Origin of the sequence: Streptomyces sp. NPDC047000 (genome assembly GCF_040644295.1) — a bacterium.
Taxonomy (GTDB): Bacteria; Actinomycetota; Actinomycetes; order Streptomycetales; family Streptomycetaceae; genus Streptomyces.
This window is the reverse complement of record NZ_JBEYWE010000003.1, coordinates 1-25604: the sequence shown is the minus strand read 5'-3', so window position 1 is coordinate 25604 and position 25604 is coordinate 1. Positions and strand designations below refer to the sequence as shown.

Annotated in this window: 23 protein-coding genes, 1 tRNA gene and 1 pseudogene; 15 read left to right on the top strand and 10 right to left on the bottom strand. The window is 69.4% G+C overall.

Features of this window, described 5'->3' with window-relative positions; translation table 11 throughout:
- The first annotated feature begins 74 nt into the window (after window positions 1-74).
- The 7 genes and pseudogenes from ABZ862_RS06385 to ABZ862_RS06355 all read left to right on the top strand — a co-directional run bounded on the left by ABZ862_RS06385 (window position 75) and on the right by ABZ862_RS06355 (window position 5297).
- Entirely contained in the window at window positions 75-3080 is a 3006-nt protein-coding gene (locus ABZ862_RS06385; protein WP_360953213.1) for a hypothetical protein, read from the top strand.
- 15 nt (window positions 3081-3095) lie between these two features.
- A complete protein-coding gene (locus ABZ862_RS06380; RefSeq protein ID WP_360953210.1) occupies window positions 3096-3605 on the top strand; it encodes a hypothetical protein in 510 nt (169 codons plus the stop codon).
- Between the two features lie 15 nt (window positions 3606-3620).
- On the top strand, window positions 3621-3824 hold the full coding sequence (locus ABZ862_RS06375; protein ID WP_360953207.1) for a hypothetical protein: 204 nt from the start codon (window positions 3621-3623) through the stop codon (window positions 3822-3824).
- A 66-nt stretch (window positions 3825-3890) separates the two neighbouring features.
- On the top strand, window positions 3891-4115 hold the full coding sequence (locus ABZ862_RS06370; protein ID WP_360953204.1) for a hypothetical protein: 225 nt from the start codon (window positions 3891-3893) through the stop codon (window positions 4113-4115).
- Window positions 4115-4714: pseudogene (locus ABZ862_RS06365) on the top strand (N-acetylmuramoyl-L-alanine amidase); the annotation flags it as partial. The gene ABZ862_RS06370 and the pseudogene ABZ862_RS06365, both read left to right, overlap by 1 nt.
- A gap of 101 nt (window positions 4715-4815) precedes the next feature.
- Window positions 4816-5046: a hypothetical protein gene (locus ABZ862_RS06360; protein WP_360953201.1), complete on the top strand. Its 231-nt coding sequence runs from the start codon at window positions 4816-4818 to the stop codon at window positions 5044-5046.
- Window positions 5043-5297: a hypothetical protein gene (locus ABZ862_RS06355; RefSeq protein WP_360953198.1), complete on the top strand. Its 255-nt coding sequence runs from the start codon at window positions 5043-5045 to the stop codon at window positions 5295-5297. Before ABZ862_RS06360 ends, ABZ862_RS06355 begins: the two co-directional genes overlap by 4 nt.
- 54 nt (window positions 5298-5351) lie before the next feature.
- On the opposite strand, the gene ABZ862_RS06350 is transcribed toward ABZ862_RS06355, so the two are convergent.
- Window positions 5352-6020, bottom strand: a complete 669-nt coding sequence (locus ABZ862_RS06350; protein WP_360953195.1) for an HAD family hydrolase — start codon at window positions 6018-6020, stop codon at window positions 5352-5354.
- 80 nt (window positions 6021-6100) lie between these two features.
- Between ABZ862_RS06350 and ABZ862_RS06345 the strand changes: the two genes are divergently transcribed.
- Window positions 6101-7303, top strand: coding sequence for a helix-turn-helix transcriptional regulator (locus tag ABZ862_RS06345; RefSeq protein WP_360953192.1), 1203 nt, complete (start codon window positions 6101-6103; stop codon window positions 7301-7303).
- Window positions 7304-7408: 105 nt separating this feature from the next.
- Complete coding sequence (locus ABZ862_RS06340) at window positions 7409-7744, top strand: hypothetical protein (RefSeq protein WP_360953189.1); 336 nt, start codon at window positions 7409-7411, stop codon at window positions 7742-7744.
- 702 nt (window positions 7745-8446) lie between these two features.
- On the opposite strand, the gene ABZ862_RS06335 is transcribed toward ABZ862_RS06340, so the two are convergent.
- The 9 genes from ABZ862_RS06335 to dnaA all read right to left on the bottom strand — a co-directional run bounded on the left by ABZ862_RS06335 (window position 8447) and on the right by dnaA (window position 21539).
- Window positions 8447-8520, bottom strand: a tRNA-Ile gene (locus ABZ862_RS06335).
- A gap of 112 nt (window positions 8521-8632) precedes the next feature.
- Window positions 8633-9373, bottom strand: a complete 741-nt coding sequence (locus ABZ862_RS06330) for a DUF3566 domain-containing protein (protein ID WP_360953186.1) — start codon at window positions 9371-9373, stop codon at window positions 8633-8635.
- Between the two features lie 18 nt (window positions 9374-9391).
- Window positions 9392-11989, bottom strand: a complete 2598-nt coding sequence (gene gyrA / locus ABZ862_RS06325; protein ID WP_360953183.1) for a DNA gyrase subunit A — start codon at window positions 11987-11989, stop codon at window positions 9392-9394.
- Window positions 11990-12034: 45 nt separating this feature from the next.
- The gene (gene gyrB, locus ABZ862_RS06320) at window positions 12035-14119 is read right to left on the bottom strand and encodes a DNA topoisomerase (ATP-hydrolyzing) subunit B (protein WP_360953180.1); all 2085 of its coding nucleotides are present in this window, start codon (window positions 14117-14119) and stop codon (window positions 12035-12037) included.
- A gap of 423 nt (window positions 14120-14542) precedes the next feature.
- Window positions 14543-15088, bottom strand: a complete 546-nt coding sequence (locus tag ABZ862_RS06315; RefSeq protein WP_360953177.1) for a DciA family protein — start codon at window positions 15086-15088, stop codon at window positions 14543-14545.
- Entirely contained in the window at window positions 15085-16206 is a 1122-nt protein-coding gene (gene recF / locus ABZ862_RS06310) for a DNA replication/repair protein RecF (protein WP_360953174.1), read from the bottom strand. The genes ABZ862_RS06315 and recF overlap by 4 nt, the downstream gene beginning before the upstream one ends.
- Before the next feature lie 106 nt (window positions 16207-16312).
- Window positions 16313-17188 carry a phosphogluconate dehydrogenase (NAD(+)-dependent, decarboxylating) gene (gene gnd / locus ABZ862_RS06305; RefSeq protein ID WP_360953171.1) on the bottom strand — a complete coding sequence of 292 codons (876 nt, stop codon included), beginning with the start codon at window positions 17186-17188 and terminating at the stop codon, window positions 16313-16315.
- Window positions 17189-17356: 168 nt separating this feature from the next.
- Window positions 17357-18487: a DNA polymerase III subunit beta gene (gene dnaN / locus ABZ862_RS06300; RefSeq protein WP_360953168.1), complete on the bottom strand. Its 1131-nt coding sequence runs from the start codon at window positions 18485-18487 to the stop codon at window positions 17357-17359.
- Window positions 18488-19628: 1141 nt separating this feature from the next.
- Complete coding sequence (gene dnaA, locus ABZ862_RS06295) at window positions 19629-21539, bottom strand: chromosomal replication initiator protein DnaA (protein ID WP_360953165.1); 1911 nt, start codon at window positions 21537-21539, stop codon at window positions 19629-19631.
- A 445-nt stretch (window positions 21540-21984) separates the two neighbouring features.
- On the opposite strand from dnaA, the gene rpmH reads away from it, so the two are divergent.
- From rpmH to rsmG, 6 genes are all read left to right on the top strand, one after another.
- Window positions 21985-22122 (top strand): 50S ribosomal protein L34, encoded by a 138-nt coding sequence (gene rpmH / locus ABZ862_RS06290; RefSeq protein ID WP_003956500.1) that lies wholly within the window; start codon window positions 21985-21987, stop codon window positions 22120-22122.
- A 21-nt stretch (window positions 22123-22143) separates the two neighbouring features.
- Entirely contained in the window at window positions 22144-22515 is a 372-nt protein-coding gene (rnpA, locus tag ABZ862_RS06285; RefSeq protein WP_360953161.1) for a ribonuclease P protein component, read from the top strand.
- Window positions 22512-22865: a membrane protein insertion efficiency factor YidD gene (gene yidD / locus ABZ862_RS06280; protein WP_360953158.1), complete on the top strand. Its 354-nt coding sequence runs from the start codon at window positions 22512-22514 to the stop codon at window positions 22863-22865. The genes rnpA and yidD overlap by 4 nt, the downstream gene beginning before the upstream one ends.
- Before the next feature lie 3 nt (window positions 22866-22868).
- On the top strand, window positions 22869-24182 hold the full coding sequence (gene yidC / locus ABZ862_RS06275; protein WP_360953155.1) for a membrane protein insertase YidC: 1314 nt from the start codon (window positions 22869-22871) through the stop codon (window positions 24180-24182).
- A 15-nt stretch (window positions 24183-24197) separates the two neighbouring features.
- Window positions 24198-24710: a R3H domain-containing nucleic acid-binding protein gene (locus ABZ862_RS06270; RefSeq protein WP_360953152.1), complete on the top strand. Its 513-nt coding sequence runs from the start codon at window positions 24198-24200 to the stop codon at window positions 24708-24710.
- 117 nt (window positions 24711-24827) lie between these two features.
- Entirely contained in the window at window positions 24828-25544 is a 717-nt protein-coding gene (gene rsmG, locus ABZ862_RS06265) for a 16S rRNA (guanine(527)-N(7))-methyltransferase RsmG (RefSeq protein WP_360953150.1), read from the top strand.
- Window positions 25545-25604 lie beyond the last annotated feature (60 nt).

Genomic DNA, 25604 nt, shown 5'->3' with positions numbered 1-25604 from the left:
GCGGCCAGCAGCGGCTCTGGCTGCCGGACGGGGTGGGGTCGCGTGTGTCCACACCGAGTGTGACCGCGCTCAATGTGGCGGGCGGTCTCGACGTACGCATCGAGGTCGCCCTGACCAACTGGGGCGTGTTCGACTTCGTCGAGCTGTGCGGCAAGTGGATCAGCAACGCGACACAGCGGAGCTGGATTCTCTACCTCGACAACACCGGGTGCCTGGTTCTTCGGCTCACTCTGGACGGCACCAACGCCCAGACGGCCACTTCAACGGTTCCGATCCCGGTGCCTTCATCGGGGCGCATCGCCCTGCGCAGCACCTGGAACAACTCGACGGGCGTGGTGACGCATTACACCGCGCCGTCAATCGCGGGCCCGTGGACGCAGTTGGGCGCGACGATCACGCTCACCGGCGGGACTCTGTTCGCAAACTCAACGGCCCTCCAAATCGGGGACGTCGACCAGACAGTCGGCGTCGTCCCGTCGGCTGGCAACGTCTACGCCTTCCAGCTGCGCGACGGCATCAACGGCACGGTCGTGGCGAGCGCCGACTTCACCGCCCAGGCCATCGGCACCACCTCCTTTGTGGACGCTGCCGGCCGCACGTGGACGCTGGCGGGGGGTGCAGAGATCACGAACCGGCAGATCCTGTTCTCCGGCGAGTATTCGGACTGGCCCACGGTGGCCAGCCGCGGCGGCCACCTGATCAAGGTCTCCGGGGAGGGCGCCGGCATCCTGCGGCGTCTCAACCAGGGAAAGAAGTCCCTGGCCAGCACTCTGCGGCGACGAGTCCCGTCCTTCGCACCCGTCGCCTACTGGCCTATGGAGGAGGGCTCGGACGCCACCCAGGCGTACAGTCCCGTGACTGGCGTGAGGCCGCTGCGGGCGACGAACTTCAGTTGGGCGGCGGATGACACGCTGCCCGGGTCGTCGCCTCTGCCGGTGGTCCAGGTCGGTGGGTCCTTCGTGGCGCCCGTGCCAGCGATCGCCGCGGGCTCGTGGCAGGTCGAACTCGTCTACAACCTGGACACCATGCCCGCCGCCTTGACGACGCTGTTCGAGGTGCGGACGACCGGCACTGCGCGCCGCGTGCGCGCACGCGTGACCACGAACAACGTGACCATCGACGGCCTGGACGCCGACGACGGAACGGTCTTCACCGGGTTCACCGCTGCACCGCAATTCACTGGCGCGTGGACCCGTCTCCAGATCAGGGCGTCCCAGTCCGGGGGCTCCGTGACGTACAGCGCGCGGTGGATCGTCATCGGCGGGACCGGCTTCGTCTCGGCGCAGACCATCACTGCCGTACCGGGCTACGTCATCGATGTCCGCTCCAGCTTCGGCACCGGGCTGGACGGCATGCGCTGGGGTCACCTGGCCGTCTTCAACCAGCTGACCGACACGCCCTTCAACGCTGCGGACCAAGCGTTCAACAGGGAGCCTGCGGCGGCTCGGCTGACGCGGCTGGGCTCCGAGGAGGGCGTGCCCGTCACGGTCAGTGGGTTCCAGGCTGACACGGCTCTGATGGGCCCGCAGCGGCCAGCCACGCTCCTGGAGCAACTGGAACAGGCCGAGGCGGCCGATGGAGGGCTGCTTGTCGAGGACCGGGTCCGGCTCGGTCTTCGCTACCGAACGCGGACGTCCATGTACAACCAGACGCCCGTGCTCACCCTGGCGTACGCGTCCAGAGGGCTCGGGCTGGCGGAGCCGGTCGACGACGACATGGACATCCGTAACGACGTCACGGTGGAACGGATCGGCGGCTCGGCGGGCCGGGCAGAGCTGACCACGGGAGCGCTGTCGGTACTGGATCCGCCGGACGGAATCGGCCGGTACGACGACAGCGTGCAGCTCAACCTCGCCAGCGATGACCAGACGGAGCCGATGGCCTGGTGGCTGGTGCACCTCGGCACCTGGGACGAAGCCCGATACCCGACCATCACCATCCGCCTGCACCGGGCGCCCTCCTTGATTCCGACCATCCTGGGCCTCAGCCTCGGTGACCTGATCCGGTTCACGGACCTACCGACCTACCTGCCGCCGGGTCCGCTGGATCTGATCGTGGTGGGGTACACCCAGCGGATCGGCACCCGCACATGGGAGATCGACCTCGTATGCGTGCCGGGCGGCCCGTGGGCGGTCGGTGTGGTCGGGGATACGGTGGCTGGCCGAGTCGACGCCAACCCGGGCGGGTCGACGCTCGTCACCGCGCTGACGGCCGTCACCACCGCGCTGACCGTGCACACGCCGGCCACCGGCCCGATGGCGCCCGCCCCTTGGATCACCTCCAGCGGCCCAGCGCCCACATACCCGTCCGAGTTCCCCGCCGATGTGCGGATCGCCGGAGAGGTGCTGACGGCGACGGCGATCCGCCCGTGGGGCTACGACTCGTTCGGGCGGTCGGTGGCAGCGGGCAGTTGGGGAACAGCCACGGATGGCCAGGCATGGACGCTGGCGGGTGGCTCGACGTCCGACCGCTCGGTGAACGGCTCCAGGGGCGTGGTCACGCTCGTCAGCTCGGCGACGACGGTCCGGTTCCAGACGCTGCCCGGAGTGGTCGCGGACTGCGAGGTCCGCTGCCGCATGTCGGCGTCCGCCGTAGCTACCGGGGCCGCGCTCACCCAGGCCGTCCTCCTTCGCTACGTGGACGCCTCGAACTACTACAGCGCCAGGCTCCACTTCGGGCTGACGGGCGCCATGCAGGTGTCCGTGACCCGTGCCGGGACGATCGTGGGCTCCGCCGTCTCGCTGGCGCCCACCTATGCCGCGAGCGATGAGTTCGAGGTGCGGGTGCGGCTGACCGGTCACCTGGTGCAGATGCGGGTGTGGCCGGTCGGTGCGCTGGAACCGTCGGTGTGGCACGTGGAGCAGACGGTGGTGACGTCGCCGATCGCGTCGGGGCTGGTGGGTACGGCGGTCGCCGCGGTGTCCGGCAACACGAACGTGTCGCCGCAGCTCCTGGTCGACGAGTTCGTCGTCCCGACCCCGCAGGTGTGGACGGTGGACCGGGCGGTCAACGGGGTGAGCAAGAGTCAGGCGGCCGGCGCGGAGGTCCGTGTTGCGCGGCCTGCCGTCGTGGCCCTGTAGAGGACGGAGAGCGGCATGACGTACGAGCCGTGGCAGCCCGGCATGATCATGACCCAGGCTCGGCTGGCAGCCATCAGCCCGGTGTGGACGGACTGGACACCGGTATGGACGACGTCGACCGGCGCGAATACACCGTCCCTCGGCAACGCGGTCGTCACGGCGAGGTACGCGCAGTCCGCGCTCACCGTGTACTGGCGCATGACGATCGTCTTCGGGACGACGACGAACTTCGGTGGTGGCGGCGGCTCGGACAACTGGAGGTTCTCCGCCCCGGTCACCGCAGCGGCGGTCACGGACGTCGTCGGCGGCGGCGAGGCACAGGATACGAGCGTCGCCGGAAGTGCCGGCCGAGTGCCGCTACGGCCGCGCCTGACAACCACCACCACGATCGAACTCGAGGTTTCTGGCGGCCGCGTGGACTCGGTCGCGGTGACCTCGGCTGGTCTGGTAGATGCAGTCAGCCCGTGGACCTGGGCGAATAGCGACATCATCCGGGCCTGGGGCCACTACGAAGCGGCTGCCTAATCGGAGGAACCACCAATGGATTATCCGTACGTGTCCGTCAACGCGATCGACGTCACCAACGTCGAATCGCGTATGTCGGTGGAACTGCACTTCGGGGGTGAATCCCTGCCCGGAGTAACCCAGGAGGACGTAGTGAACGCGGTGAAGGCCCTGTTCGCGCAGCAGCCGAACGTCACCGTCAATGCGCTGCGGTTCGAGGTGACCGCCTCGCCTGTCTGACCCTCTCCTGGTCCGTTCCGCCCCGTGCCACCTGGCGCGGGGCTTTCTCTTTGCCCTGGAGGCGACATGGCCGCAGAGATCCACCCCGCCACCGCGCGGATGCTCGAGAACTTCCGCTACGACCACCTGCCCGCGCGCCTCCAGGAGGTGAGCAAGCCCTTCCACGACCTGGCGCACCAGCTCACCGGGACGCTGTCCGGCCCGGAGGTGACGAAGGCCCTCGACAGCCTCTGGGAGGCGAAGAACTGGGCCGTCGTGGCCGCGTCCAGTGCCTCCCGGGCAGGCGCGTGATGGCGTCGCCACTGACAGCTGACCGGTTCCTCGCCGCGCTGACGGCGGAGGGTGTCCGCGTCATTGAGGTCGGCAACTGGCGGGACCACAACCGCGACCGGAAGGGCCCGTGGGGCCCGGTACACGGGGTGATGATCCACCACACCGTGACCAAGGGCACCCCGGCCACCGTCGCGATCTGCCGCAACGGCTACGGCGAGCTGCCCGGGCCGCTGTGTCACGGCGTCATCGCTAAGGACGGCACCGTGCACCTCGTCGGCTACGGTCGCGCCAACCACGCCGGGGCTGGCGACGACGACGTCCTCCAGGCGGTCATCGCCGAGCGGCCGCTACCTACAGCGAACGAGGCGAACACCGACGGCAACCCGCACTTCTACGGCTTCGAGTGCGAGAACCTCGGCGACGGCCAGGACCCCTGGCCCGCCGCGCAGGTCGAAGCGATCGTCCGGACGGCGGCGGCCCTGTGCCGGGCGCACGGCTGGGGCAAGGACGGCCCGACCTCCGTCATCGGCCACCTGGAGTGGCAGCCCGGCAAGCCGGACCCCAGGGGGCCCGGGATCACCATGCTGGCCGTCCGTCGGCGGGTGACCGAGCGGCTCGCGCACGCGGCCAGCTGGTCGCCGTCGACACCCACGACCGAACAGCGGCTGACCGCCCTGGAGCGGCGCGTCACCGCGCTGGAAGAGAAGGGGGCCTGACCATGGCCAAGGAATCCACGAAGCGGACTGCACGCACCGTCCTCCAGTCGGCGCTCGGATTCGCCGTCGCCCTGCCCGCCATCGTCGACGCCTCCGGCATCCCGGCGGCACTGCCGTGGGTCGCGGGCGGCCTGGCCGTCGCCGGCGGATTCGCCCGGGTGATGGCCCTCCCGAGCGTGCAGGCGCTGCTCCCGGGCTGGCTCCGCACGGACGACGTCGGGAGGCGCTGGTGACGTCCTCGGAGTCCGCGGCGGTCGCCGTCGAGCTGGAGCGGCTGCGCGGCACGGTGGAGGCCGGGTTCGCCCGCGTCGACGGGTCGCTCGCTCTGCTGGTCCAGCGCGGCGACCAGACGGACAAGGCCCTGGACGACCACGAGAAGCGGCTGGACGCGCTCGAGCGGAACCGGTGGCCGGTCCAGGCCGTCACGGCGCTGACGGCCGTGGGCGCCCTGGTAGTGACGATGTGGCAGGCCCTCGGAAAGTGATCTCGGGAAGTGACCTCAGCCCCCTTCCGCCTGCGGGCGGGAGGGGGCTCTTCGTCATGCTCCGATGGCGGCGACTGCCCGGGAGACGTCTGCCAGGTTGTACAGAACGACGTCGGCGCCGGCGGTGCGCAGATCCTCGGCCGAGGTGCGGCCTGTCGCGACAGCCACCACCCGCACGCCGGTCTCACGACCGCCCGCCACGTCGGCGGGGGTGTCTCCCAAGAACACGGCGTCTGCCGGAGCTACGACTGCGCGCTTCAGGGCTGCACGGAGTAGCTCAGGACGTCCTTCACCGTCCTCGCCGTACGCGCCGTTCTCCAGGTCCAGGTAGCTGTCGAGTCCGAACACTGCGAGTTTCACCTCTGCGGCCGCGCGCACGTTGCCCGTCACCACGGACTGGCGCACGCCCTGCTCAGCGAGAGCTGATAGCACGGCCGCAGTCCCGGGCAGGGCGTGTCCACGCTCGCGCAGCTCGGCAGCATGACGGACATGTACGGTCCCGAGCGCTTGGGCGAAAGAGGTGAACAGGTCGTCTGTGTAGGGGACATCGTGGAGCCGTGCCGTCTCGCGCAGGATCACGCGCTCCGTCGACCCGGTGACGTCCGCCTGCTCGAGCAGCGTCACGCCAGTGACCTGGTGAAACGCCTCGGCCCACAGCTCACGGCCGAGGCCGCGGGTAGCCATCAGCGTGTGGTCGATGTCCCACAGAACCAGCTCCGGCACCAGCGTTCCTCTCTCCGCAAACTGCACCACCCTGCGTAGCGGGAAGCCTACGCTCGGGAGCAGGCAAGTGAGGAGTGGGCATGGTTGCAGCAGACCTCCCGATCGGGGACCGGATCCGGCACCATCGTGGCGGCCGTCGGCAGGACGCGGTCGCCGGACTGGTCGGGATCTCACCCGATTACCTGTCGCAGATCGAGCGCGGCCTCAAAATCCCCTCGCTGCCGATCCTCTACGCCCTCGCCCAGGAGCTGGGCGTCCCCGCAGCCGCTCTCCTCTCCGAGCAGGAGCCCGCCGAGGAGGCTGCGGTGGAAACGGCGGAGGCTGCGGTGGGTCGGGCCCTGCTCGGGTACGGGCCCGCCCGCAGCGCTGAGCCGGTCGCCGCGGCTGTGCTGAGAGACCGGGTGGAGGCAGCGTGGCAGAGCTGGCAGACGGCGGGCGACCGCTTCACCCAGGCGGCCTCGGCACTGCCTGATCTCGTCGCGGACACCGAGCACACCGTGCGGGCCGCCCGCGCCGGGACCGACGTGGCCGAACGGCGGGCTGTTCTCCGGGCGGCGGCCGACCTGTATTGCCTGCTCCGGTCGTACCTGCGGCGCACCGGCCGTGTGGACCTCGCGACGCTCGCCGCGGACCGGGCGATGCGGGCGGCTGAGGACGCCGACGACCCGCTGCGGATCGCGACCGCCCAGTGGAATCTGGGGCACGTCCTCCTCGCTGCCGGGCAGCCGGGTGAGGCGGAGGAGCTGGCACTGCGGGCGGCCGAGCGGGTGGCTGTGACGCGGATGCCGGAGGCAGAGCGGGCGGCGATGGGCGGCGCCCTCCAACTGGTCGCGGTGGTGGGTGCGGCCCGGCGGCGCCGGTGGTGGGAGGCGCGGGAGCGGCTGCGGGAGCATGCGGCACCGGCGGCCCGCCAGGTGCGGGACGGCAGCAACGTCGGGTGGACGGTGTTCGGGCCGACGAACGTGGGGTTGCACGCGTTGTCGATCGAGATGGAGGCGGGCGAGACCGGGGAGGCGCTGCATACGGCGGACGCGATCGACACGTCGTCGCTGCCGTCGCTGGAGCGCGAGTTCACGTTCGGCCTGGAGGTGGCCGCCTGCCATAGCCAGCGGCGGGATGACGCGGCCACGCTGCTCGCCCTGCTCGGGCTGGAAGCCATCGCGCCGGAGGACCTGGCGCGCACCCCGCTGGCACGGCAGCTGGTGCTGACCGTGATCCGGCGCGCGCGGGCGATGCACGCGCGGCAGGCTGAGCAGTTGGCGGAGCGGATCGGCCTGGTCTAGAACGAGCCTGTGGCCCACCCGAGCTGACAGTTCGGGTGAGACTGCTGGGGCCTGTCTACGGTCATCGGTGTGAGACGGATCACTGTGGCCGTGGAGGCGTGAGCGATGGACCAGACCGTGCGGATCGGTGTCCCTACCCATGAGGTGCTCGCTGGTTTGCCGATTCCGGCCCGGCTGTCCGACTCGCAGCAGCAGGGTCATGTGTGCGTGTGGGGTGGGGAGGCGCTCACGTCGGAGACGGCGGTGGACCTAGGCTCTCGCAAGGTCGACGGCGGCGGCATGATCTTCCCCCGCAGCTGTCGTGTCTGCCTCGGTCACGCCGCTTTGAACGCCCTGTGGGTTCACGCGTCCGGGCCGGGGGCCTGCCCGGAGTGCCAGGTGTCCCCGGACTGCACCACGGGCCGGGCGCTGAACCGCCTCATCCGGCAGACCCACCGATGAGGTGCGACCGCTGCGGCGGGCCGATCCAGAGCGACGAGACGTACGACACCTTCATCCCCGACAGCGGGTCCGCTGCGGCTCCAGCAACGGTTCTGCACCGAAGGCCGTGTGAGCGTCTGCTCTCCCAGACGGCCCCAGCCGAACGGATCCGCTACCGGTTTACACGCCGGTAGCGATTGGAGCGCGGCCGCCCCCGGGCGTTCCCCCGGACGGGGGCGGCCGCTTGCACTCGGGGGCGCTGTGATGTGCGTCCGGCGCACCCGTGATGCGCTCGCCTATTCGGTTGAGCGCAACCGCCCCGTCCTCCTGCATCGGAGGGCGGGGCGGTTCACTATGTGTGGGAGGTGTCCCCTGCCGACTGATTCGGCAGGGGACACCCTTCCGGTCGGGGGCCTCCCGAGCTCTCCGACCGGGTCTGCATGGGGGCTGTGCGTCAGACGGAATGGTCGCGTCCGCCTCCCCTTTTACTTGCACTGTACCCACAGCGGTGATCGATCTACAGGGAGTAGACGGTGTGTCTGCAAAACCCTGAGCCGAGCGGTATGGAGCCGTCGGCCGCCGTGGGGTGCTGGCTGAACCGGATCGGCGCTCGCGGCCCCGCGAGATGTTACGGGGTAGTAGCGGGGTACCAAGATCAAGGCATGTAGAAGGCCGGTAGATTCTGGTGATCTACCGGCCTTCTGACCTGGCACTATGCCTCTGTGGGGCTAATAGGATTTGAACCTATGGCCTCATCCTTATCAGGGATGCGCTCTAACCAACTGAGCTATAGCCCCGCCGCGCTCTGCGGTGTATGTCCCGCGCGCTGACTCCTGAAGGTTAGCGCACGACCGGGGCAGTCCCAAAATCGATAGACGGAGGGGCCTCAGCCGATGTTTGAGGGGGTGCTCACTCGTCTTCGGCGAGGGTGAGCTCGATGCCTCCGACGAAGCCGGCGGACAGGTTGTAGATGAACGCGCCGAGGGTCGCCAGCGCGGTCGCGAGGACCACGTCGATGACCGCGATGATCGCCGTGAACATCAGGACGTGCGGGAGGGACAGGAAGGACTGGAGGTCGAAGCCGTTCGACTCGTTCGACCCGGTGGCCTCCGAGATCGTGCCGCCGACCGTGGAGAACACGCCCATCGCGTCCATGACCATCCACAGCACCGCGGACGCGACGATCGTGCAGATGCCCAGCGCGATGGAGAGCAGGAAACTCACCTTCATCACCGACCACGGGTCGGCCTTGGCCACCCTCAGCCGCGCCTTGCGCGTGCGGGGCGCGGTGCGCGCGCCGGTGCGGGGGCGGCGGACCGCACCCGCCGGGGGCTGCTGGGTCGGGTACGCCTGCGGCGGGTGGTACGGCGCGGCCTTCTGGTGCGGCCGGTCGGCGGGAGGCAGGGGGGAGGCCTGCTCGGCGCCGGCGGACGTCTGGCCGGCCGGGTACTGCTGCCGGGCCTGAGCACCCCGGCCGTCCGCCGCCGCTCCTCCCTGGGTGCTCTGCGGGTCCGGCGCCGGATCCGCCTTGACCGGTCTCAGCTGGGTCGTGTGGGGATCGTGCGCCGGCGCGGCGGAGCCACGGCCGCCGCCGTCAGGACCGGTACCCGTGGTGGTACCGGACGAACCGGCGCCCGTGGCTCCGCTCACGATGACTCTCTCCTCGCGCTACTCGGCCGAGGGCGCCTCACCCTCGTCCGTGCCGGTGGCCGGGGACTGGCCGGCGGTCTCGTCGTCGGCGATGACACCGCCGTCGACCTCCTCCGCCTCGCGCCCCTCCTCGGCGTTACGTGCGATACCGACCACGGCATCGCGCTTGCCCAGGTTGATCAGCTGGACGCCCATGGTGTCACGGCCCGTCTCCCTGACCTCATTGACTCGCGTACGAATCACACCGCCGCCGAGCGTGATGGCGAGGATCTCGTCGGTCTCCTCGACAATCAGCGCACCGACGAGGGAGCCGCGGTCCTCGACGATCTTGGCAGCCTTGATACCGAGGCCGCCGCGCCCCTGGACGCGGTACTCGTCGACGGCGGTCCGCTTCGCGTACCCGCCGTCGGTGGCGGTGAACACGAACGTACCGGGTCGGACGACATTCATCGAGAGCAGCTCGTCCTCGCCGCGGAAACTCATGCCCTTGACGCCCGAGGTGGCCCGGCCCATGGGCCGCAGGCTCTCGTCGGAGGCGGTGAACCTGATCGACTGCGCCTTCTTGCTGATGAGCAGCAGATCGTCGTCCGCCGAGACCAGGTTCGCGCCGATCAGCTCGTCGTCGGAGCCGTCCTCCTGCTCGCGCAGGTTGATCGCGATGACACCGCCCGCGCGCGGGGAGTCGTAGTCCTTCAGCGGCGTCTTCTTGACCAGGCCCGCCTTGGTGGCGAGGACCAGGTACGGCGCCGCCTCGTAGTCGCGGATCGCGAGGATCGCGGCGATCGCCTCGTCCGGCTGGAAGGCCAGCAGGTTCGCCACGTGCTGCCCCCGCGCGTCCCGCCCGGCGTCCGGGAGCTCGTAGGCCTTCGCCCGGTAGACGCGGCCCTTGTTGGTGAAGAACAGCAGCCAGTGGTGCGTGGTCGAGACGAAGAAGTGGTCGACGATGTCGTCCTCCTTCAGCTTCGTGCCGCGCACCCCCTTGCCGCCGCGCTTCTGGGCACGGTAGTCGTCGGTCTTGGTGCGCTTCACGTAACCGCTGCGGGAGACGGTCACCACGATGTCCTCTTCGGCGATCAGGTCCTCGATGGACATGTCACCGTCGTAGGGCACCAGCATGGTCTTGCGGTCGTCGCCGTACTTCTCGACGATCGCCGCCAGTTCCTCGCTGACGATGCCGCGCTGGCGGACCGGGGAGGCGAGGATCTCCTTGTACTCGGTGATCTTCGCCTGCAGTTCGTCGTGCTCCTGGACGATCTTCTGCCGTTCCAGGGCGGCGAGCCGGCGCAGCTGCATCTCGAGGATGGCGTTGGCCTGGATCTCGTCGATCTCCAGAAGGCCCATCAGGCCGGTACGCGCGATCTCGACGGTGTCACTGCGCCGGATCAGGGCGATGACCTCGTCGATGGCGTCCAGGGCCTTCAGCAGGCCGCGCAGGATGTGCGCCCGCTCCTCGGCCTTGCGCAACCGGAAGCGCGTACGGCGGACGACGACCTCGATCTGGTGCGTCACCCAGTGGCGGATGAACGCGTCCAGGGAGAGCGTGCGCGGGACGCCGTCGACCAGGGCCAGCATGTTGGCGCCGAAGTTGGTCTGCAGGTCGGTGTGCTTGTACAGGTTGTTCAGGACCACCTTGGCGACCGCGTCGCGCTTGAGCACGATGACCAGGCGCTGGCCGGTACGGCTCGACGTCTCGTCGCGGACGTCCGCGATGCCGCCGATCCTGCCGTCCTTCACCAGGTCGGCGATCTTCTGCGCGAGGTTGTCGGGGTTCACCTGGTACGGCAGCTCCGTCACCACCAGGCACTGGCGGTTCTGGATCTCCTCGACCTCGACCACCGCGCGCATGGTGATCGAGCCGCGGCCGGTGCGGTACGCCTCCTCGATGCCCTTGCGGCCGACGACGAGCGCGCCGGTCGGGAAGTCGGGGCCCTTGATCCGCTCGACGAGGGCGTCCAGCAGGTCCTCGTGCGAGGCCTCCGGGTTCTCCAGGTACCACTGGGCACCGGCCGCGACCTCGCGCAGGTTGTGCGGCGGGATGTTGGTCGCCATGCCGACCGCGATACCGGCCGAGCCGTTGATCAGCAGGTTCGGGAAGCGGGACGGCAGGACGGTCGGCTCCTGGGAGCGGCCGTCGTAGTTGTCCGTGAAGTCGACGGTCTCCTCGTCGATGTCGCGGACCATCTCCATCGACAGCGGCGCCATCTTGCACTCGGTGTAGCGCATGGCCGCGGCCGGGTCGTTGCCCGGGGAGCCGAAGTTGCCGTTGGAGTCGACGAGCGGCATGCGCATCGCCCACGGCTGCGCGAGACGGACCAGGGCGTCGTAGATGGAACTGTCGCCGTGCGGGTGGTAGTTGCCCATGACGTCGCCGACCACGCGGGCGCACTTGTAGAAGCCGCGCTCGGGGCGGTAACCGCCGTCGTACATGGCGTACAGCACGCGCCGGTGGACGGGCTTGAGACCGTCCCGGACGTCGGGCAGCGCGCGGGACACGATGACGGACATCGCGTAGTCCAGGTACGACCGCTGCATCTCCGTCTCGAGCCCGACGGGCTCGATGCGCTGGGCGGTCTCCACGCTCTCGGCGGGCGTGGTGGGAATGTTCTCGTCGGCCATTGCCGGTGGGGATCCTTCCTGGTGCGGTCAGCTGAGGCGGCCGACTCAGATGTCGAGGAAACGGACGTCCTTGGCGTTGCGCTGGATGAACTGGCGGCGTGCCTCGACGTCCTCGCCCATCAGCACCGAGAACAGGTCGTCGGCCTGGGCGGCGTCGTCGAGGGTGACCTGGCCCAGGACGCGGTGGTCGACGTCCATCGTGGTGACGCGCAGCTCCTCCGCGTTCATCTCGCCGAGGCCCTTGAAGCGCTGGATGGAGTCCTCGCGCACCCGCTTGCCGCGCTGGCGGCCCAGCTCCAGCAGGGCGTCGCGCTCGCGGTCGGAGTAGGCGTACTCGATGTCCTCACGGCCCCACTTGATCTTGTAGAGCGGCGGCCGGGACAGGAAGACGTGGCCGGCCTCGACCAGGGGCCGCATGAAGCGGAACAGGAAGGTCAGCAGCAGTGTGTTGATGTGCTGGCCGTCGACGTCGGCGTCCGCCATCAAGATGATCTTGTGATAGCGGAGCCGGGAGATGTCGAAGTCCTCGTGCACACCGGTGCCGAAGGCGGAGATCAGCGCCTGGATCTCCTGGTTCTGCAGGATCTTGTCGATCCTGGCCTTCTCGACGTTGAGGATCTTGCCGCGGATCGGGAGGATCGCCTGGTACTGCGGATTGCGGCCCGACTTGGCCGAACCGCCGGCGGAGTCGCCCTCGACGATGAAGATCTCGCACTTGATCGGGTCGTTCGACTGGCAGTCGGCCAGCTTGCCCGGCAGCGACGCGCTCTCCAGCAGACCCTTGCGACGGGTCAGGTCACGCGCCTTACGGGCCGCGACGCGCGCGGTGGCCGCCTGGATGGACTTGCGGATGATGTCCGCGGCCTCGTTCGGATTGCGGTCCAGCCAGTCGTTGAGGTGCTCGTAGACCGCCTTCTGGACGAAGGTCTTGGCCTCCGTGTTGCCCAGCTTGGTCTTGGTCTGGCCCTCGAACTGCGGCTCGCTCAGCTTCACCGAGATGATCGCCGTCAGGCCCTCACGGATGTCGTCGCCCGTGAGGTTGTCGTCCTTCTCGCGCAGCAGCTTCTTGTCGCGCGCGTACTTGTTGATCAGCGAGGTCAGCGCCGCCCGGAAGCCCTCTTCGTGGGTGCCACCCTCGTGGGTGTGGATGATGTTGGCGAAGGAGTACACGCCCTCGCTGTAGCCGCTGTTCCACTGCATCGCGACCTCGAGGGACAGGCTCTTGTCCTTGTCCTCGGCGTCGAGCGCGATCACCGTGGGGTGCACCGCCTCTCCCTTGCGGGAGTTGAGGTACTTCACGAAGTCGACGATGCCGCCCTCGTAGTGGTACGTGATCGACTTGACCTCGGCCTTGACGTCGGCACCCGCCTCGTCCGCCCCGGTCACCGCCTTCGCCGACTCGCGCTCGTCGGTGAGCTTGATCGTCAGGCCCTTGTTGAGGAACGCCATCTCCTGGAAACGCCGCGAGAGCGTCTCGAAGGAGTACTCGGTCGTCTCGAAGATCTCCGGGTCCGCCCAGAACGTGACCGTCGTACAGGTGGCGTCCGTGGCCTCGTGGCGCGCCAGGGGCGCCGTCGGAACGCCCATCTTGTAGTCCTGCGTCCAGCGGTAGCCGTCCCGGCTGATGTCGACCGACACCTTGTTGGACAGGGCGTTCACCACGGAGACGCCGACGCCGTGCAGACCGCCGGAGACCGCGTACCCGCCGCCGCCGAACTTGCCGCCCGCGTGCAGCACGGTCAGCACGATCTCCACAGCCGGTTTCTTCTCCACCGGGTGCATGCCCACCGGGATACCGCGGCCGTTGTCGTACACGCTGACCCCGCCGTCGGGCAGGATCGTCACGTCGATGGTGTCGGCGTAACCGGCCAGCGCCTCGTCGACCGCGTTGTCCACGACCTCATAGACGAGGTGGTGCAGACCCCTCTCACCGGTCGAGCCGATGTACATGCCGGGTCGCTTGCGTACCGCGTCCAGACCCTCGAGGACGGTGATGGCGCTGGCGTCGTACGAGGCGGTGACCTCACCGTTCGACGAGGTCACCGCGCCGTGCTCGCCGGCGTCGGTGGACGGGATGTTCTCGTTGGGGTTGCCGGAATCGGCCACGAAGCGCCCTTTCTGGCACAGCACGAGCCGGGCTCCCGGGGTCCCCCTTGGGGAAGGGGCGTCACCGGAGCGGCTGCGGCATGTTGCGTTGGTAAGCCTGGATCAGCGGTGTGCTCAGCGTTTTTCAGCGTTGCTCAGCTTTTCCCGGACGGTCCCCACGGTTGGGGCGGGATTGCCTTCCAGTCTACCGGTAGCACTGACACTGATGGGGGTTTGCCGGTACCTGAGTCCCCATATGCCGCCCTCAACCGGGCTCGGCCGACTCCCGATATGCGGAAGGGGTCTCCAAGAGGCTCACGGAGGCACTCAGCGCTTCGAGCCGTCAACCCTTGGCTACTCAAGGGTCAGATCGGGATCAGACTGGAAATCGCACCCTCGTACGGACGCGAAACGCCTTCGGACGGGCATGCCGAAGGAACAGTCCGCACACCGATGATGTGACAGACCTCACCCGTATGTGTCACCCGGGCCGGTGCTCCCCGGCGCCCGCAGCGGGCCGTACCGACGCGGCTGGCCGCCCGGCCCGTTCACCTTGATCCGCCGCACCGTGCCGTGCCCCAGGTCCTCGTTCAGCCGCGCCAGCAGCTGCGGGGCCCGTAGCCGGATCTCCGTCGCCCACGCCGTCGAATCACAGCGCACCACCAGCTCGTGCGCCTCCTCGTCGAACCGCTCCGGCACACAGTGCAGCGCGATCGCGTCCCCCACGAGCTGCGGCCACCGCCCCATCACCCCGCCCACCGCGGCCGGCGCCTCCCAGCCGCGCTCGGCCAGCAGCCGGTTGATGGCCGCTCCCAGCGCCATCGGGTCCCGCCCGTCCGCCCGCGCGCTGGAACGCAGCCCGCCACGCCGCACCTGCCTGCGCTGCTGCACCGCGTCCCCTCGCGCGCGTGCCGCCTCCTTGGCCGCCTTCAGCGCCACCCGCGCGAGGTCGACACCCGACGGCTGAGCGGCCCCGCCCGGCTTCCGCTCCGGAGACACGTCACCGCTGCTCATGCCCGCTCCACCGTCCCGTCCGCCACAGCGAACCGCGCACCCTCCAGGACCCCCGGCACGTCGTCGTCGACCGCCGCCGTCACCAGCACCTGCTCACCCGGCACCACCAGCTCCGCGAGGCGCTCCCGGCGGCGCGCGTCCAGCTCCGCGAACACGTCGTCCAGGATCAGCACCGGCTCGTTCCCCTCCGCCCGCAGCAGGTCGTACGACGCCAGACGCAGCGCCAGCGCGTACGACCACGACTCGCCGTGCGACGCGTACCCCTTCGCGGGCAGCTCACCGAGCCGCAGCACCAGGTCGTCACGGTGCGGACCCACCAGGGTGACGCCCCGCTCGATCTCCTGCTTGCGCACCTCGGCCAGCGCCGCCGCCAGCTGGACGAACAGATCCTCCCGGGTGTGCGCCTCACCCGGCGCCGACGAGCGGTACTCCAGGGCGACCGGACCGCCGCCCGGCGCCAGCTGCTCGTACGCCTTGTCCGCCAGCGGCTGCAGTGCGGCGACCAGGTCCAACCGCCGGGCCAGCAGCTCGGCGCCCACGCGCGCGAGATGCTGGTCCCAGACGTCCAGCGTGGACAGGTCCATCGAGCGCCCGCCGTGCCTGCGCGCCAGCGCCGCCGTCTTCAGCAGCGTGTTGCGCTGCTTGAGGACCCGCTCGTAGTCGGAGCGGACCCCCGCCATCCGCGGCGACCGGGCGGTGATCAGCTCGTCCAGGAACCGGCGGCGCTCCCCGGGGTCCCCCTTGACCAGGGCCAGGTCCTCCGGCGCGAACAGCACCGTGCGCACGATGCCCAGCACGTCCCGGGGCCGCCCCTGCGAGGAACGGTTGATCCGGGCCCGGTTGGCGCGGCCCGGGTTGAGCTCCAGCTCGACCAGCTGCTGCCGCTCGCCCTGCCGGACCTGCGCCCGGATCACCGCCCGCTCGGCGCCCAGGCGGACCAGGGGGGCGTCCGAGGCGACGCGGTGGCTGCCGAGAGTGGCGAGATAGCCGACGGCCTCGACGAGATTCGTCTTGCCCTGGCCGTTGGGGCCGACGAAGGCGGTGACTCCCGCCTCCAGCGGCACCTCGGCCCGGGCGTACGAGCGGAAGTCGGCCAGCGACAGATGCGTGACGTGCATGGTCGGTTGCGCCGCCTCCCCCGGGGGATGTGGATCGTACCGGTGGGCCGCTGGGCGACCCTGTGGACCGGTCGGGTGGATCAGGGATGTGGATCAGAAGTGAAGATCAGTTGTTCTCCACGGGATGGCCGCCGAACTGGTTGCGCAGCGCGGCGATCATCTTCATCTGCGGGGAGTCGTCCTGCCGCGAGGCGAACCGCGCGAACAGCGACGCGGTGATCGCGGGCAGCGGCACCGCGTGGTCGAGGGCCGCCTCCACGGTCCAGCGGCCCTCGCCGGAGTCGTGTGCGTAGCCCTTCAGCCCCTGCAGGTGCTCGTCCGTGTCCAGGGCGTTCACCGCGAGGTCCAGCAGCCAGGAACGGATGACCGTGCCGTCCTGCCAGGAACGGAACACCTCGCGTACGTTCTCCACCGAGTCCGCCTTCTCCAGCAGCTCCCAGCCCTCGGCGTAGGCCTGCATCATCGCGTACTCGATGCCGTTGTGGACCATCTTCGCGAAGTGGCCCGCACCGACCTTCCCGGCGTGCACGGCGCCGAGGTCGCCCGCGGGCTTCAGCGCCTCGAAGACGGGTGCCGCCTTGGCGACGTGCTCCGGGTCGCCGCCGTACATCAGCGCGTAGCCGTTCTCCAGGCCCCAGACGCCGCCGGAGACACCGCAGTCGACGAAGCCGATGCCCTTGGCCGCCAGCTGCCCGGCGTGCTTCTCGTCGTCGGTCCAGCGGGAGTTCCCCCCGTCCACGACGACGTCACCGGGCTCCAGCAGCTCTGCCAGCCGGTCGACGGTGGACTGGGTGGGGCCGCCGGCCGGGACCATGATCCAGACCACGCGGGGGCCCGTCAGCTTGCCCACCAGCTCTTCCAGGCTGTGCACATCGGAGAGGTCCGCGTTGCGGTCGTATCCGAAGACGGTGTGGCCCGCGCGGCGGATCCGCTCGCGCATGTTGCCGCCCATCTTGCCGAGGCCGACGAGACCGAGCTCCATCAGATGTTCCTTCGCTCACGTGTGCGTCCGGGCACGGTCTTCGTACCCCTGTCCGAGCCTAAACCCGGCCACTTGCGCACATCTGTGGGCATGACCGCTCAGTCGTCGGCATGCCCACAGCCGCGCCCGCTGCGGCGGAACCGGCTGCCCGGCTGAACCCGGAGGGGGTCAGCCGCTCAGCCGCACCGGCATGATCAGGTACTTGTACGCGTCGTCCGCCTCCGCGTCCACGGCGGGCCGCCCGCTCAGCAACGCGGGCTTGGTGGACGTCGTGAACGACAGCTGGGCCACCGGGGAGTCGATCGCGCTCAGGCCGTCCAGCAGGAACGTCGGGTTGAAGGCGATCGACACGTCGTCGCCCTCCAGCTGCGCGTCCACCCGTTCCACAGCCTGTGCGTCGTCACTGGAACCGGCTTCCAGGGTCAGCACGCCCTTCTCGAAGCTGAGCCGCACCGGGGTGTTCCGCTCGGCCACCAGCGCCACGCGCTTGACGGCCTCGACGAAGGGCGCCGTCTCGATCACGGCGATCGAGTTGAACTCGGTCGGGAACAGCGTGCGGTACTTGGGGAGGTCGCCCTCCAGCAGTCGGGTCGTCGTACGCCGGCCGGCCCCCTCGAAACCGATCAGGCCCTCGCCCGCGCCCGAGCCGGACAGCGCCAGGATCACCTGGTCGCCGCTGGTGAGCGCCTTGGCGGTGTCCAGGAGCGTCTTGGCGGGCACCAGGGCGACCGCGGAGGCGTCCGGGTTCTCCGGCTTCCACAGGAACTCACGGACCGCGAAGCGGTAGCGGTCGGTGGACGCCAGGGTGACCCGGTCGCCCTCGATCTCGATGCGCACACCGGTGAGCACCGGCAGCGTGTCGTCGCGGCCCGCGGCGATGGCGACCTGGGAGACGGCGGAGGCGAAGACCTCGCCGGGCACCGTGCCCGTCGCGTTCGGCATCTGCGGCAGCGACGGGTACTCCTCCACCGGGAGGGTGTGCAGGGTGAAGCGCGAAGAACCGCACACCACCGTGGCCCGTACACCGTCTGTGGAAATCTCGACCGGCCGGTTGGGCAGGGCGCGGCAGATGTCGGCGAGCAGCCGGCCGGAGACGAGGACCGTGCCCTCCTCGTCCACCTCCGTCTCCACCGACACACGGGCCGAGACCTCGTAGTCGAAGCTGGACAGGCTCAGCTGCCCGTCCTCGGCCCTCAGGAGCAGGCCGGCGAGCACAGGCGCCGGCGGACGGGCCGGGAGGCTGCGTGCCGCCCACGCCACTGCCTCCGCGAGTACGTCGCGTTCCACCCGGATCTTCACCTAAGCCGCCTCCTGCTGTTGCCGGCGCTTCTCGCCCTGCTTCGTCTTCGTCGTCTGGCTCGGTGTCGTCGGTCCCTGTGACGGGAAGGACACCGGGGACCAGTCTGACGCACGGCACTGACAGTAGGTGCCTATCGGGGTCAAGTCATGACGAGCCGCGGTCGGCGGCCGAGCGGTGAGTTGTGCACAGCCCCCGCTTCGAATCGGTCTCCCAGCACTCTCTAGTCGGTACTAGTAGTAGGGGCTGTGGATTGCGTGGATAACTCGGTTTCCGCAGCTCAGACCGCAAATTTTGTCCACCGGTCCTGTGGGTGGGACAGGTGGAAAAGTCGGGGTCGCTGTGGAGAACACCGAGTTCTGCACACCCCGTTCACAGGCTGGGGTGAGTTACCCCCAGGTGCGTCCCCAGCTTTACCCGTGTTGCCCACAGGCCAATCCAGGCTCCTCGTGTGACGCCTTTCACTCGACGCGGTGAGAGGGGCCGGAGGGTTGCCGAACAGTGGACAGGGATGTGGAGAAGTCACGATCTGCTGGGGACAAGATGCCGGAGCCTGTGGGTTGCCGGTGGACAACACGGATGGCGGTATGCGGACGGGTTCACTGTCCACAGGCTGTGGACAGTGCGTGTCCACCGATCCACAGCCATGTGAGCTGCTCTGATACTGCATCAACTGCCCGGCCTGTGGAAGGAATCTGGACAACTTACCGGTCCCCAGGGTGTGGACGGGTTTTGGTCGCCGAATCTGTGGAGGACACCCGTAACCTGCCCGGGATTCGAACAGCGGGGGTGGCGGATCGTCCGTCGGGCCGCGGCGCTCGGGAAGCCGACCGGCTCCGTATCCCGCGGAGCGGTCGCGCGGAGCCGTCTGGCGGGTCCGTCCTGGCGGCCGTCCCGCCGGACCCCTGAGGACGGGCTTGCGGGCCGTTCCGGCCGACCCGCACAGGCCCCCGTACTGGCCGCGGCTGCTGCCGGCTCCGTGGGCCCGGCAGGGCCCTGCGGAGCCCTTCTCCGGTGCCGGGCCGCCCCCTCGTCGAGCGCCGTGTGGGCCCCCAACGGCTGAGGGCGCCCCGGGAGGTCCTCCCGGGGCGCCCTCAGGGCGCGACGCGTCGGTGCGGTGGCCGGCAGGCCGTGCCGCTGCCGTCAGCCGTTCTTGATGCGGTTGGTCAGCTCGGTGACCTGGTTGTAGATGGAGCGGCGCTCGGCCATCAGCGCGCGGATCTTGCGGTCGGCGTGCATGACGGTCGTATGGTCGCGGTTGCCGAACTGCGCGCCGATCTTGGGCAGTGACAGATCCGTGAGTTCCCGGCACAGGTACATGGCGATCTGGCGGGCGGTGACCAGCGCGCGGCCGCGCGAGGTGCCGCACAGGTCCTCCACCGTCAGCCCGAAGTAGGCCGCGGTCGCCGCCATGATCGCGGGCGCCGTGATCTCCGGCGCGGCGTTCTCGCCGCCCGGGATCAGGTCCTTGAGGACGATCTCGGTGAGGCCGAGGTCGACCGGCTGCCGGTTGAGCGAGGCGAAGGCGGTGACCCGGATCAGCGCGCCCTCCAGTTCACGGATGTTGCGCGAGATGCGGGAGGCGATGAACTCCAGCACCTCCGGCGGGGCGTTGAGCTGCTCCTGCACCGCCTTCTTGCGCAGGATCGCGATGCGCGTCTCCAGCTCGGGCGGCTGGACGTCGGTGATCAGGCCCCACTCGAAGCGGTTCCGCAGCCGGTCCTCCAGGGTCACCAGCTGCTTGGGCGGCCGGTCGGACGACAGGACGATCTGCTTGTTCGCGTTGTGGAGCGTGTTGAAGGTGTGGAAGAACTCTTCCTGGGTCGATTCCTTGTCCGCGAGGAACTGGATGTCGTCGACGAGCAGGATGTCCATCTCGCGGTAGCGCTTGCGGAAGCTGTCGCCCTTGCCGTCGCGGATGGAGTTGATGAACTCGTTGGTGAACTCCTCGGAGCTCACGTACCGCACCCGTGTGCCGGGGTAGAGACCGCGCGCGTAGTGGCCGATGGCGTGCAGCAGGTGGGTCTTGCCGAGGCCCGACTCCCCGTAGATGAACAGGGGGTTGTAGGCCTTCGCCGGTGCCTCGGCGACCGCGACGGCGGCGGCGTGCGCGAAGCGGTTGGACGCGCCGATGACGAACGTGTCGAAGAGGTATTTGGGGTTCAGCCGCGCGGTCGGCTCGCCGGGGCCGGACGCGGGCGCGGGCTGCGCGGCCAGCGGCCCGGTGGCGCCGGTGGCCGACAGGCCGCCGCCCGGACCGCCGCCGGAGTTCCCGCCGGGGCCACCGCGGTGACCGTGTCCGGCGCCGGACGGGGACTCGGGACGGTCCCGGCGGACGGCGTCGCGCTGGTCGTACTCCGGGCGGGACGTCTCGTAGTCGGAGCGCTGCTGGTCGTAGGGCGGGCGGTCCAGGTCCTGCGAGCGGTAGTCGGAGGCCGGTACGCCGTACGGGTCCCGGGACGGGGCGCCGTAGGGGTCCCGGTCTCGGGAGCGGTCGCCGTAGGCGTCCCGTGAGGGCGAGGCGTACGGGTCGCGTTCGGGGAAACCGAGCCGCTGCTGCTGCCAGCCGTAGTCGTCCTGTCCCGGGCGCGGCCAGCCACCGGGCTCCGGGCGCTGGTACTCGGAGGGATACGCGGGGCGGGCGGTGGGCAGCTGGTCACCTGCCGGGCCGCGGTGGCGGCCGTAGCCGTCGTAGGGGGTGCGGTCGGGGCCGGAAGGGGGTTCGGGCTCCTCGTAGCGCTGCTGGGTCTGGGGCGCCGGCGGGACGGGGGGCTCGCCCACGGAGTCGTCCACGGTGATCGCGATACGGATCGGGCGCCCGCACTCGCGGGTCAGGGTCTCACTGACCACGGGTGCGAGGCGGCCCTCCAGGACGCCTTTGGCGAATTCGTTCGGTACCGCGAGCAGCGCTGTGTCGGCGACCAGGGCCAGGGGCTGGCAGCGGCGGATCCAGTGTTCGTCCTTGGTCTCGACGCCCTGGCCGCGGCCCTCACCGAGGAGTTGCTCGAGTACGCGTGGCCACACTGCGGCAAGATCGGCAGGTACGTCAGCCACAGGGCACGCTCTCTCACAGGTCCCACCGGGTGTGGTCGCGGGACGGGTCGGGACGAAGATCGGTCGGCAGTACGGGCGGGTGCGGACCCACCGCGGTCGGCGGGGACCGGAGCCCGCCGGGTGAGCGGGAACGGACCCGCTGTGGCGCAGGGGAACGAATCGGAGTCCAGCCAAGGTAGTCAGGGCGGCGGGTGCGGTTCAAGTTGTTGTCCCCAGGCTGTGGACAGTGTCTCTCCGTGACCCTTGGTTTGACCGGACGGCGCGGCCCCGCGTACCGTAACCAGGTCGAGTTGTCGATGGCTGCTGCCGCCTGCCTCCGATGGGCACGGATCACGTCAGGTGATCGAAAAGCGGTGCACTCGGGCGTTACTGCGAGCTACTCGTGGGCGCACGGTGACAGCCAGACCGGCACCCGCAACCACCCGATTCTTACTGGAGCCCCCGAGTGAGCAAGCGCACCTTCCAGCCGAACAACCGTCGTCGCGCGAAGACCCACGGCTTCCGGCTGCGTATGCGCACCCGTGCCGGCCGCGCGATTCTCGCGTCCCGCCGCAGCAAGGGTCGCGCTCGTCTGTCCGCCTGATCCCGATCAGGTCATGACGTCGTGCTGCCTACCGAGAACCGGCTGAGGCGGCGCGAGGACTTCGCGACCGCGGTACGGCGAGGGCGCCGGGCAGGCCGTCCGTTCCTCGTCGTCCATTTTCGTAGCGGTGCCACGGACCCGCACGCGCCCGGGGAGAGCGCTCCCCCGACGCGTGCGGGTTTCGTCGTGAGCAAGGCCGTGGGCGGTGCGGTCGTCCGCAACGCGGTGAAGCGTAGGCTTCGCCATCTGATGCGCGACCGGATCGCCCTGTTTCCCCCCGGTAGCCTGGTAGTGGTTCGTGCGCTGCCCGGTGCGGGCGACGCCGACCACACTCAATTGGCCCGAGACCTGGATGCCGCCCTGGAGCGGCTGCTGGGAGGGGGCATCCGATGAAGTACCCGCTGCTGGCTCTGATCAAGATCTACCAGTGGACCATCAGTCCGCTGCTCGGACCGGTGTGCAAGTACTACCCGTCGTGTTCTCACTACGGTTACACGGCCATCGACCGGCACGGTGCGATCAAGGGCACGGCGCTCACCGCCTGGCGCATCCTGCGGTGCAATCCGTGGTCGCTCGGTGGTGTGGACCATGTGCCGCCGCGCAAGCGCCCGCGGTGGCACGAATTGCTGCGTGACGCCTGGCGTGCGCGCAGGGGCGGGACCTCCGCCGCTGAACCGGCCATCGTCGGGAACACTCCTTCGAGTCCGGCCGCAGAGACCCCGTCCCATGCCCAAGGAGCATGATCAGTGGACACGATTGCCAGCCTCTTCAGCTTCATCACGACACCCGTCTCCTGGGTGATCGTCCAGTTCCACACGGTGTACGGGGCGATCTTCGGCCCGGACACAGGCTGGGCCTGGGGCCTGTCCATCGTGTCTCTGGTGATCCTCATCCGGATCTGCCTGATCCCGCTCTTCGTGAAGCAGATCAAGGCGACCCGGGCCATGCAGACGCTGCAGCCCGAGATGAAGAAGATCCAGGAGCGCTACAAGAACGACAAGCAGCGCCAGTCCGAAGAGATGATGAAGCTGTACAAGGAGGCGGGCACCAACCCGCTCTCCTCGTGCCTTCCCATCCTGGCGCAGTCCCCGATCTTCTTCGCCCTGTACCACGTGCTCCGTGGCATCGCGACGGGCACGACGATCGGTGTCATCAACCAGGACCTGCTGAACAGCGCCCGTAAGGCGCACATCTTCGGCGCCCCGCTGGCCGCGAAGTTCATGGACAGCGAGGAGAAGGTCAAGGCGCTCGGCGCCACGCTGACCGATGTCCGGGTCGTCACCCTGATCATGATCATCATGATGTCGGCGTCCCAGTTCTACACGCAGCGCCAGCTGATGACGAAGAACGTCGACACGACGGTGAAGACGCCGTTCATGCAGCAGCAGAAGATGCTGATGTACGTCTTCCCGGTCATGTTCGCCGTCTTCGGTATCAACTTCCCGGTCGGTGTCCTTGTCTACTGGCTGACCACCAACGTGTGGACCATGGGCCAGCAGATGTACGTCATCCAGAACAACCCGACGCCCGGTTCCAAGGCTCAGGCCTCGTACCTGGAGCGACTGACCAAGCATGTGACGAACCACGGGAAGACCCGCAGCCGTCACGAGCGCGCGATCGTCAAGGCGATCGTTGCCAAGGGCCGGGACCGCAACGAGTTCGAGCGCAAGTTCGTCAACAGCCTGACCAAGGCGGGCCTCGCGGCCCAGGCCGACGGCACCGTGGTGACGAGCGACAGCCTCGCCGCCGTCGAGACCGAGGACGGCACGATCACCACTGCCGGACAGGCCAGGCGCCAGCAGCCCAAGCGGCAGACCAAGGCCCAGCGCCAGTCCGGTACGAAGGCGGCGGACGGCACCTCGTCGTCCACGTCCCTCGAGAAGTCGGCCGCGTCTCCTGAGGAACTGTCCACTTCTCCTGAGAAGTCGGATGAGCCGCAGGACACCCCGCCCGCCATGGAGAAAGCCGCCCCGAAGCCCGGAAGCGGCACCCGTAGCAGGGCTCAGTCCGGCCAGCGCAAGGGCGGCTCCCAGCGGCCCAAGTCCCCGACCAAGAAGTAAGAAGGAGCCCATCCCGTGACGGAAGGCACCACCTCCGCCGCTGCCGAAGGCGCGGACGCCCTGACCCGCCTCGAGCAGGAGGGTGAGATCGCGGCGGACTACCTCGAGGGCCTGCTGGACATCGCCGACCTCGACGGTGACATCGACATGGACGTCGAGGCCGACCGCGCCTCCGTCTCGATCATCAGCGACGCAGGCACCCGTGATCTGCAGAAGCTGGTGGGCCGGGACGGCGAGGTCCTGGAGGCGCTTCAGGAGCTCACGCGGCTGGCCGTGCACCGGGAGACCGGTGACCGCAGCCGGCTGATGCTGGACATCGCGGGCTACCGGGCCAAGAAGCGCGCCGAGCTCTCCGAGCTGGGTGCCAAGGCTGCCACAGAGGTGAAGAACACCGGCGAGGCGGTCAAGCTCAAGCCGATGACCCCGTTCGAGCGCAAGGTCGTGCACGACGCGGTCAAGGCCGCGGGGCTGCGCAGCGAGTCGGAGGGCGAGGAGCCGGAGCGCTTCGTCGTCGTGCTTCCCGCCTGAGCGGTTCCCACGCTCCACCGGCCCCGTCTGTCGAGCAGACGGGGCCGATTTTTGTCAGCCTGATGGTTCTGATGGCCGGCGCCCGGTGCGTCGGTGCGGTACGGAAGGACGGTCCCCGTGACGGAGGCAGCGGAGCTTCCCCCTGCGCCCGAGCAGGCGCACGAGGTGTTCGGCGAGCGCTACGCCGATGCGGTCCGCTACGCGGAGCTGCTCGCCGAGGCGGGTGTGCGGCGTGGTCTGATCGGCCCCAGGGAGGTACCCCGGCTGTGGGCGCGGCACCTGCTGAACTGCGCGGTGCTCTCGGAGGTGGTGCCCGAGGGCGTCACCGTGTGCGACGTCGGTTCGGGCGCCGGTCTGCCCGGTATCCCGCTGGCGCTGGTCCGGCCGGATCTGAAGATCACGTTGCTCGAACCGCTGCTGCGGCGCACCAATTTCCTCACGGAGGTCGTCGAACTGCTCGGCCTCGACCATGTCACGGTGGTGCGGGGGCGCGCCGAGGAGGTCATGGGGAAACTCACACCGGTGCACGTGGTGACGGCCCGTGCGGTGGCCCCGCTGGACCGGCTGGCGGCCTGGGGGATTCCCCTGCTGCGTCCCTACGGCGAGATGCTGGCGCTCAAGGGTGACACCGCCGAGGAGGAGCTGAAGAGCGCCGCCGCGGCGCTGACCAAGCTCGGTGCGGTGGAGACGTCCATCCTGCATGTGGGTGAGGGGATCGTGGATCCGTTGTCCACGGTGGTGCGGGTCGAGGTCGGGGAGAGCCCCGGCGGCGTGCGGTTCGCGGCCAAACGCGCCAAGGCTGCCCGGACGGGGAGGGCGCGCCGACGCCGTTGACGGCCACGGCCTCGCGTCCGGCTTGGTCCCGCCTCGGGGATGGGACCTCTTGTCGTCCTT

What these genes read in the sequence shown, in the direction of transcription:
- ABZ862_RS06380 (WP_360953210.1), top strand. Translation starts at nt 3,096, where the DNA reads ATGACGTACGAGCCGTGGCAGCCCGGCATGATCATGACCCAGGCTCGG.
- ABZ862_RS06375 (WP_360953207.1), top strand. Translation starts at nt 3,621, where the DNA reads ATGGATTATCCGTACGTGTCCGTCAACGCGATCGACGTCACCAACGTC.
- ABZ862_RS06370 (WP_360953204.1), top strand. Translation starts at nt 3,891, where the DNA reads ATGGCCGCAGAGATCCACCCCGCCACCGCGCGGATGCTCGAGAACTTC.
- ABZ862_RS06360 (WP_360953201.1), top strand. Translation starts at nt 4,816, where the DNA reads ATGGCCAAGGAATCCACGAAGCGGACTGCACGCACCGTCCTCCAGTCG.
- ABZ862_RS06345 (WP_360953192.1), top strand. Translation starts at nt 6,101, where the DNA reads ATGGTTGCAGCAGACCTCCCGATCGGGGACCGGATCCGGCACCATCGT.
- ABZ862_RS06340 (WP_360953189.1), top strand. Translation starts at nt 7,409, where the DNA reads ATGGACCAGACCGTGCGGATCGGTGTCCCTACCCATGAGGTGCTCGCT.
- gyrA (WP_360953183.1), bottom strand. Translation starts at nt 11,989, where the DNA reads ATGGCCGACGAGAACATTCCCACCACGCCCGCCGAGAGCGTGGAGACC.
- ABZ862_RS06315 (WP_360953177.1), bottom strand. Translation starts at nt 15,088, where the DNA reads ATGAGCAGCGGTGACGTGTCTCCGGAGCGGAAGCCGGGCGGGGCCGCT.
- recF (WP_360953174.1), bottom strand. Translation starts at nt 16,206, where the DNA reads ATGCACGTCACGCATCTGTCGCTGGCCGACTTCCGCTCGTACGCCCGG.
- gnd (WP_360953171.1), bottom strand. Translation starts at nt 17,188, where the DNA reads ATGGAGCTCGGTCTCGTCGGCCTCGGCAAGATGGGCGGCAACATGCGC.
- yidD (WP_360953158.1), top strand. Translation starts at nt 22,512, where the DNA reads ATGAAGTACCCGCTGCTGGCTCTGATCAAGATCTACCAGTGGACCATC.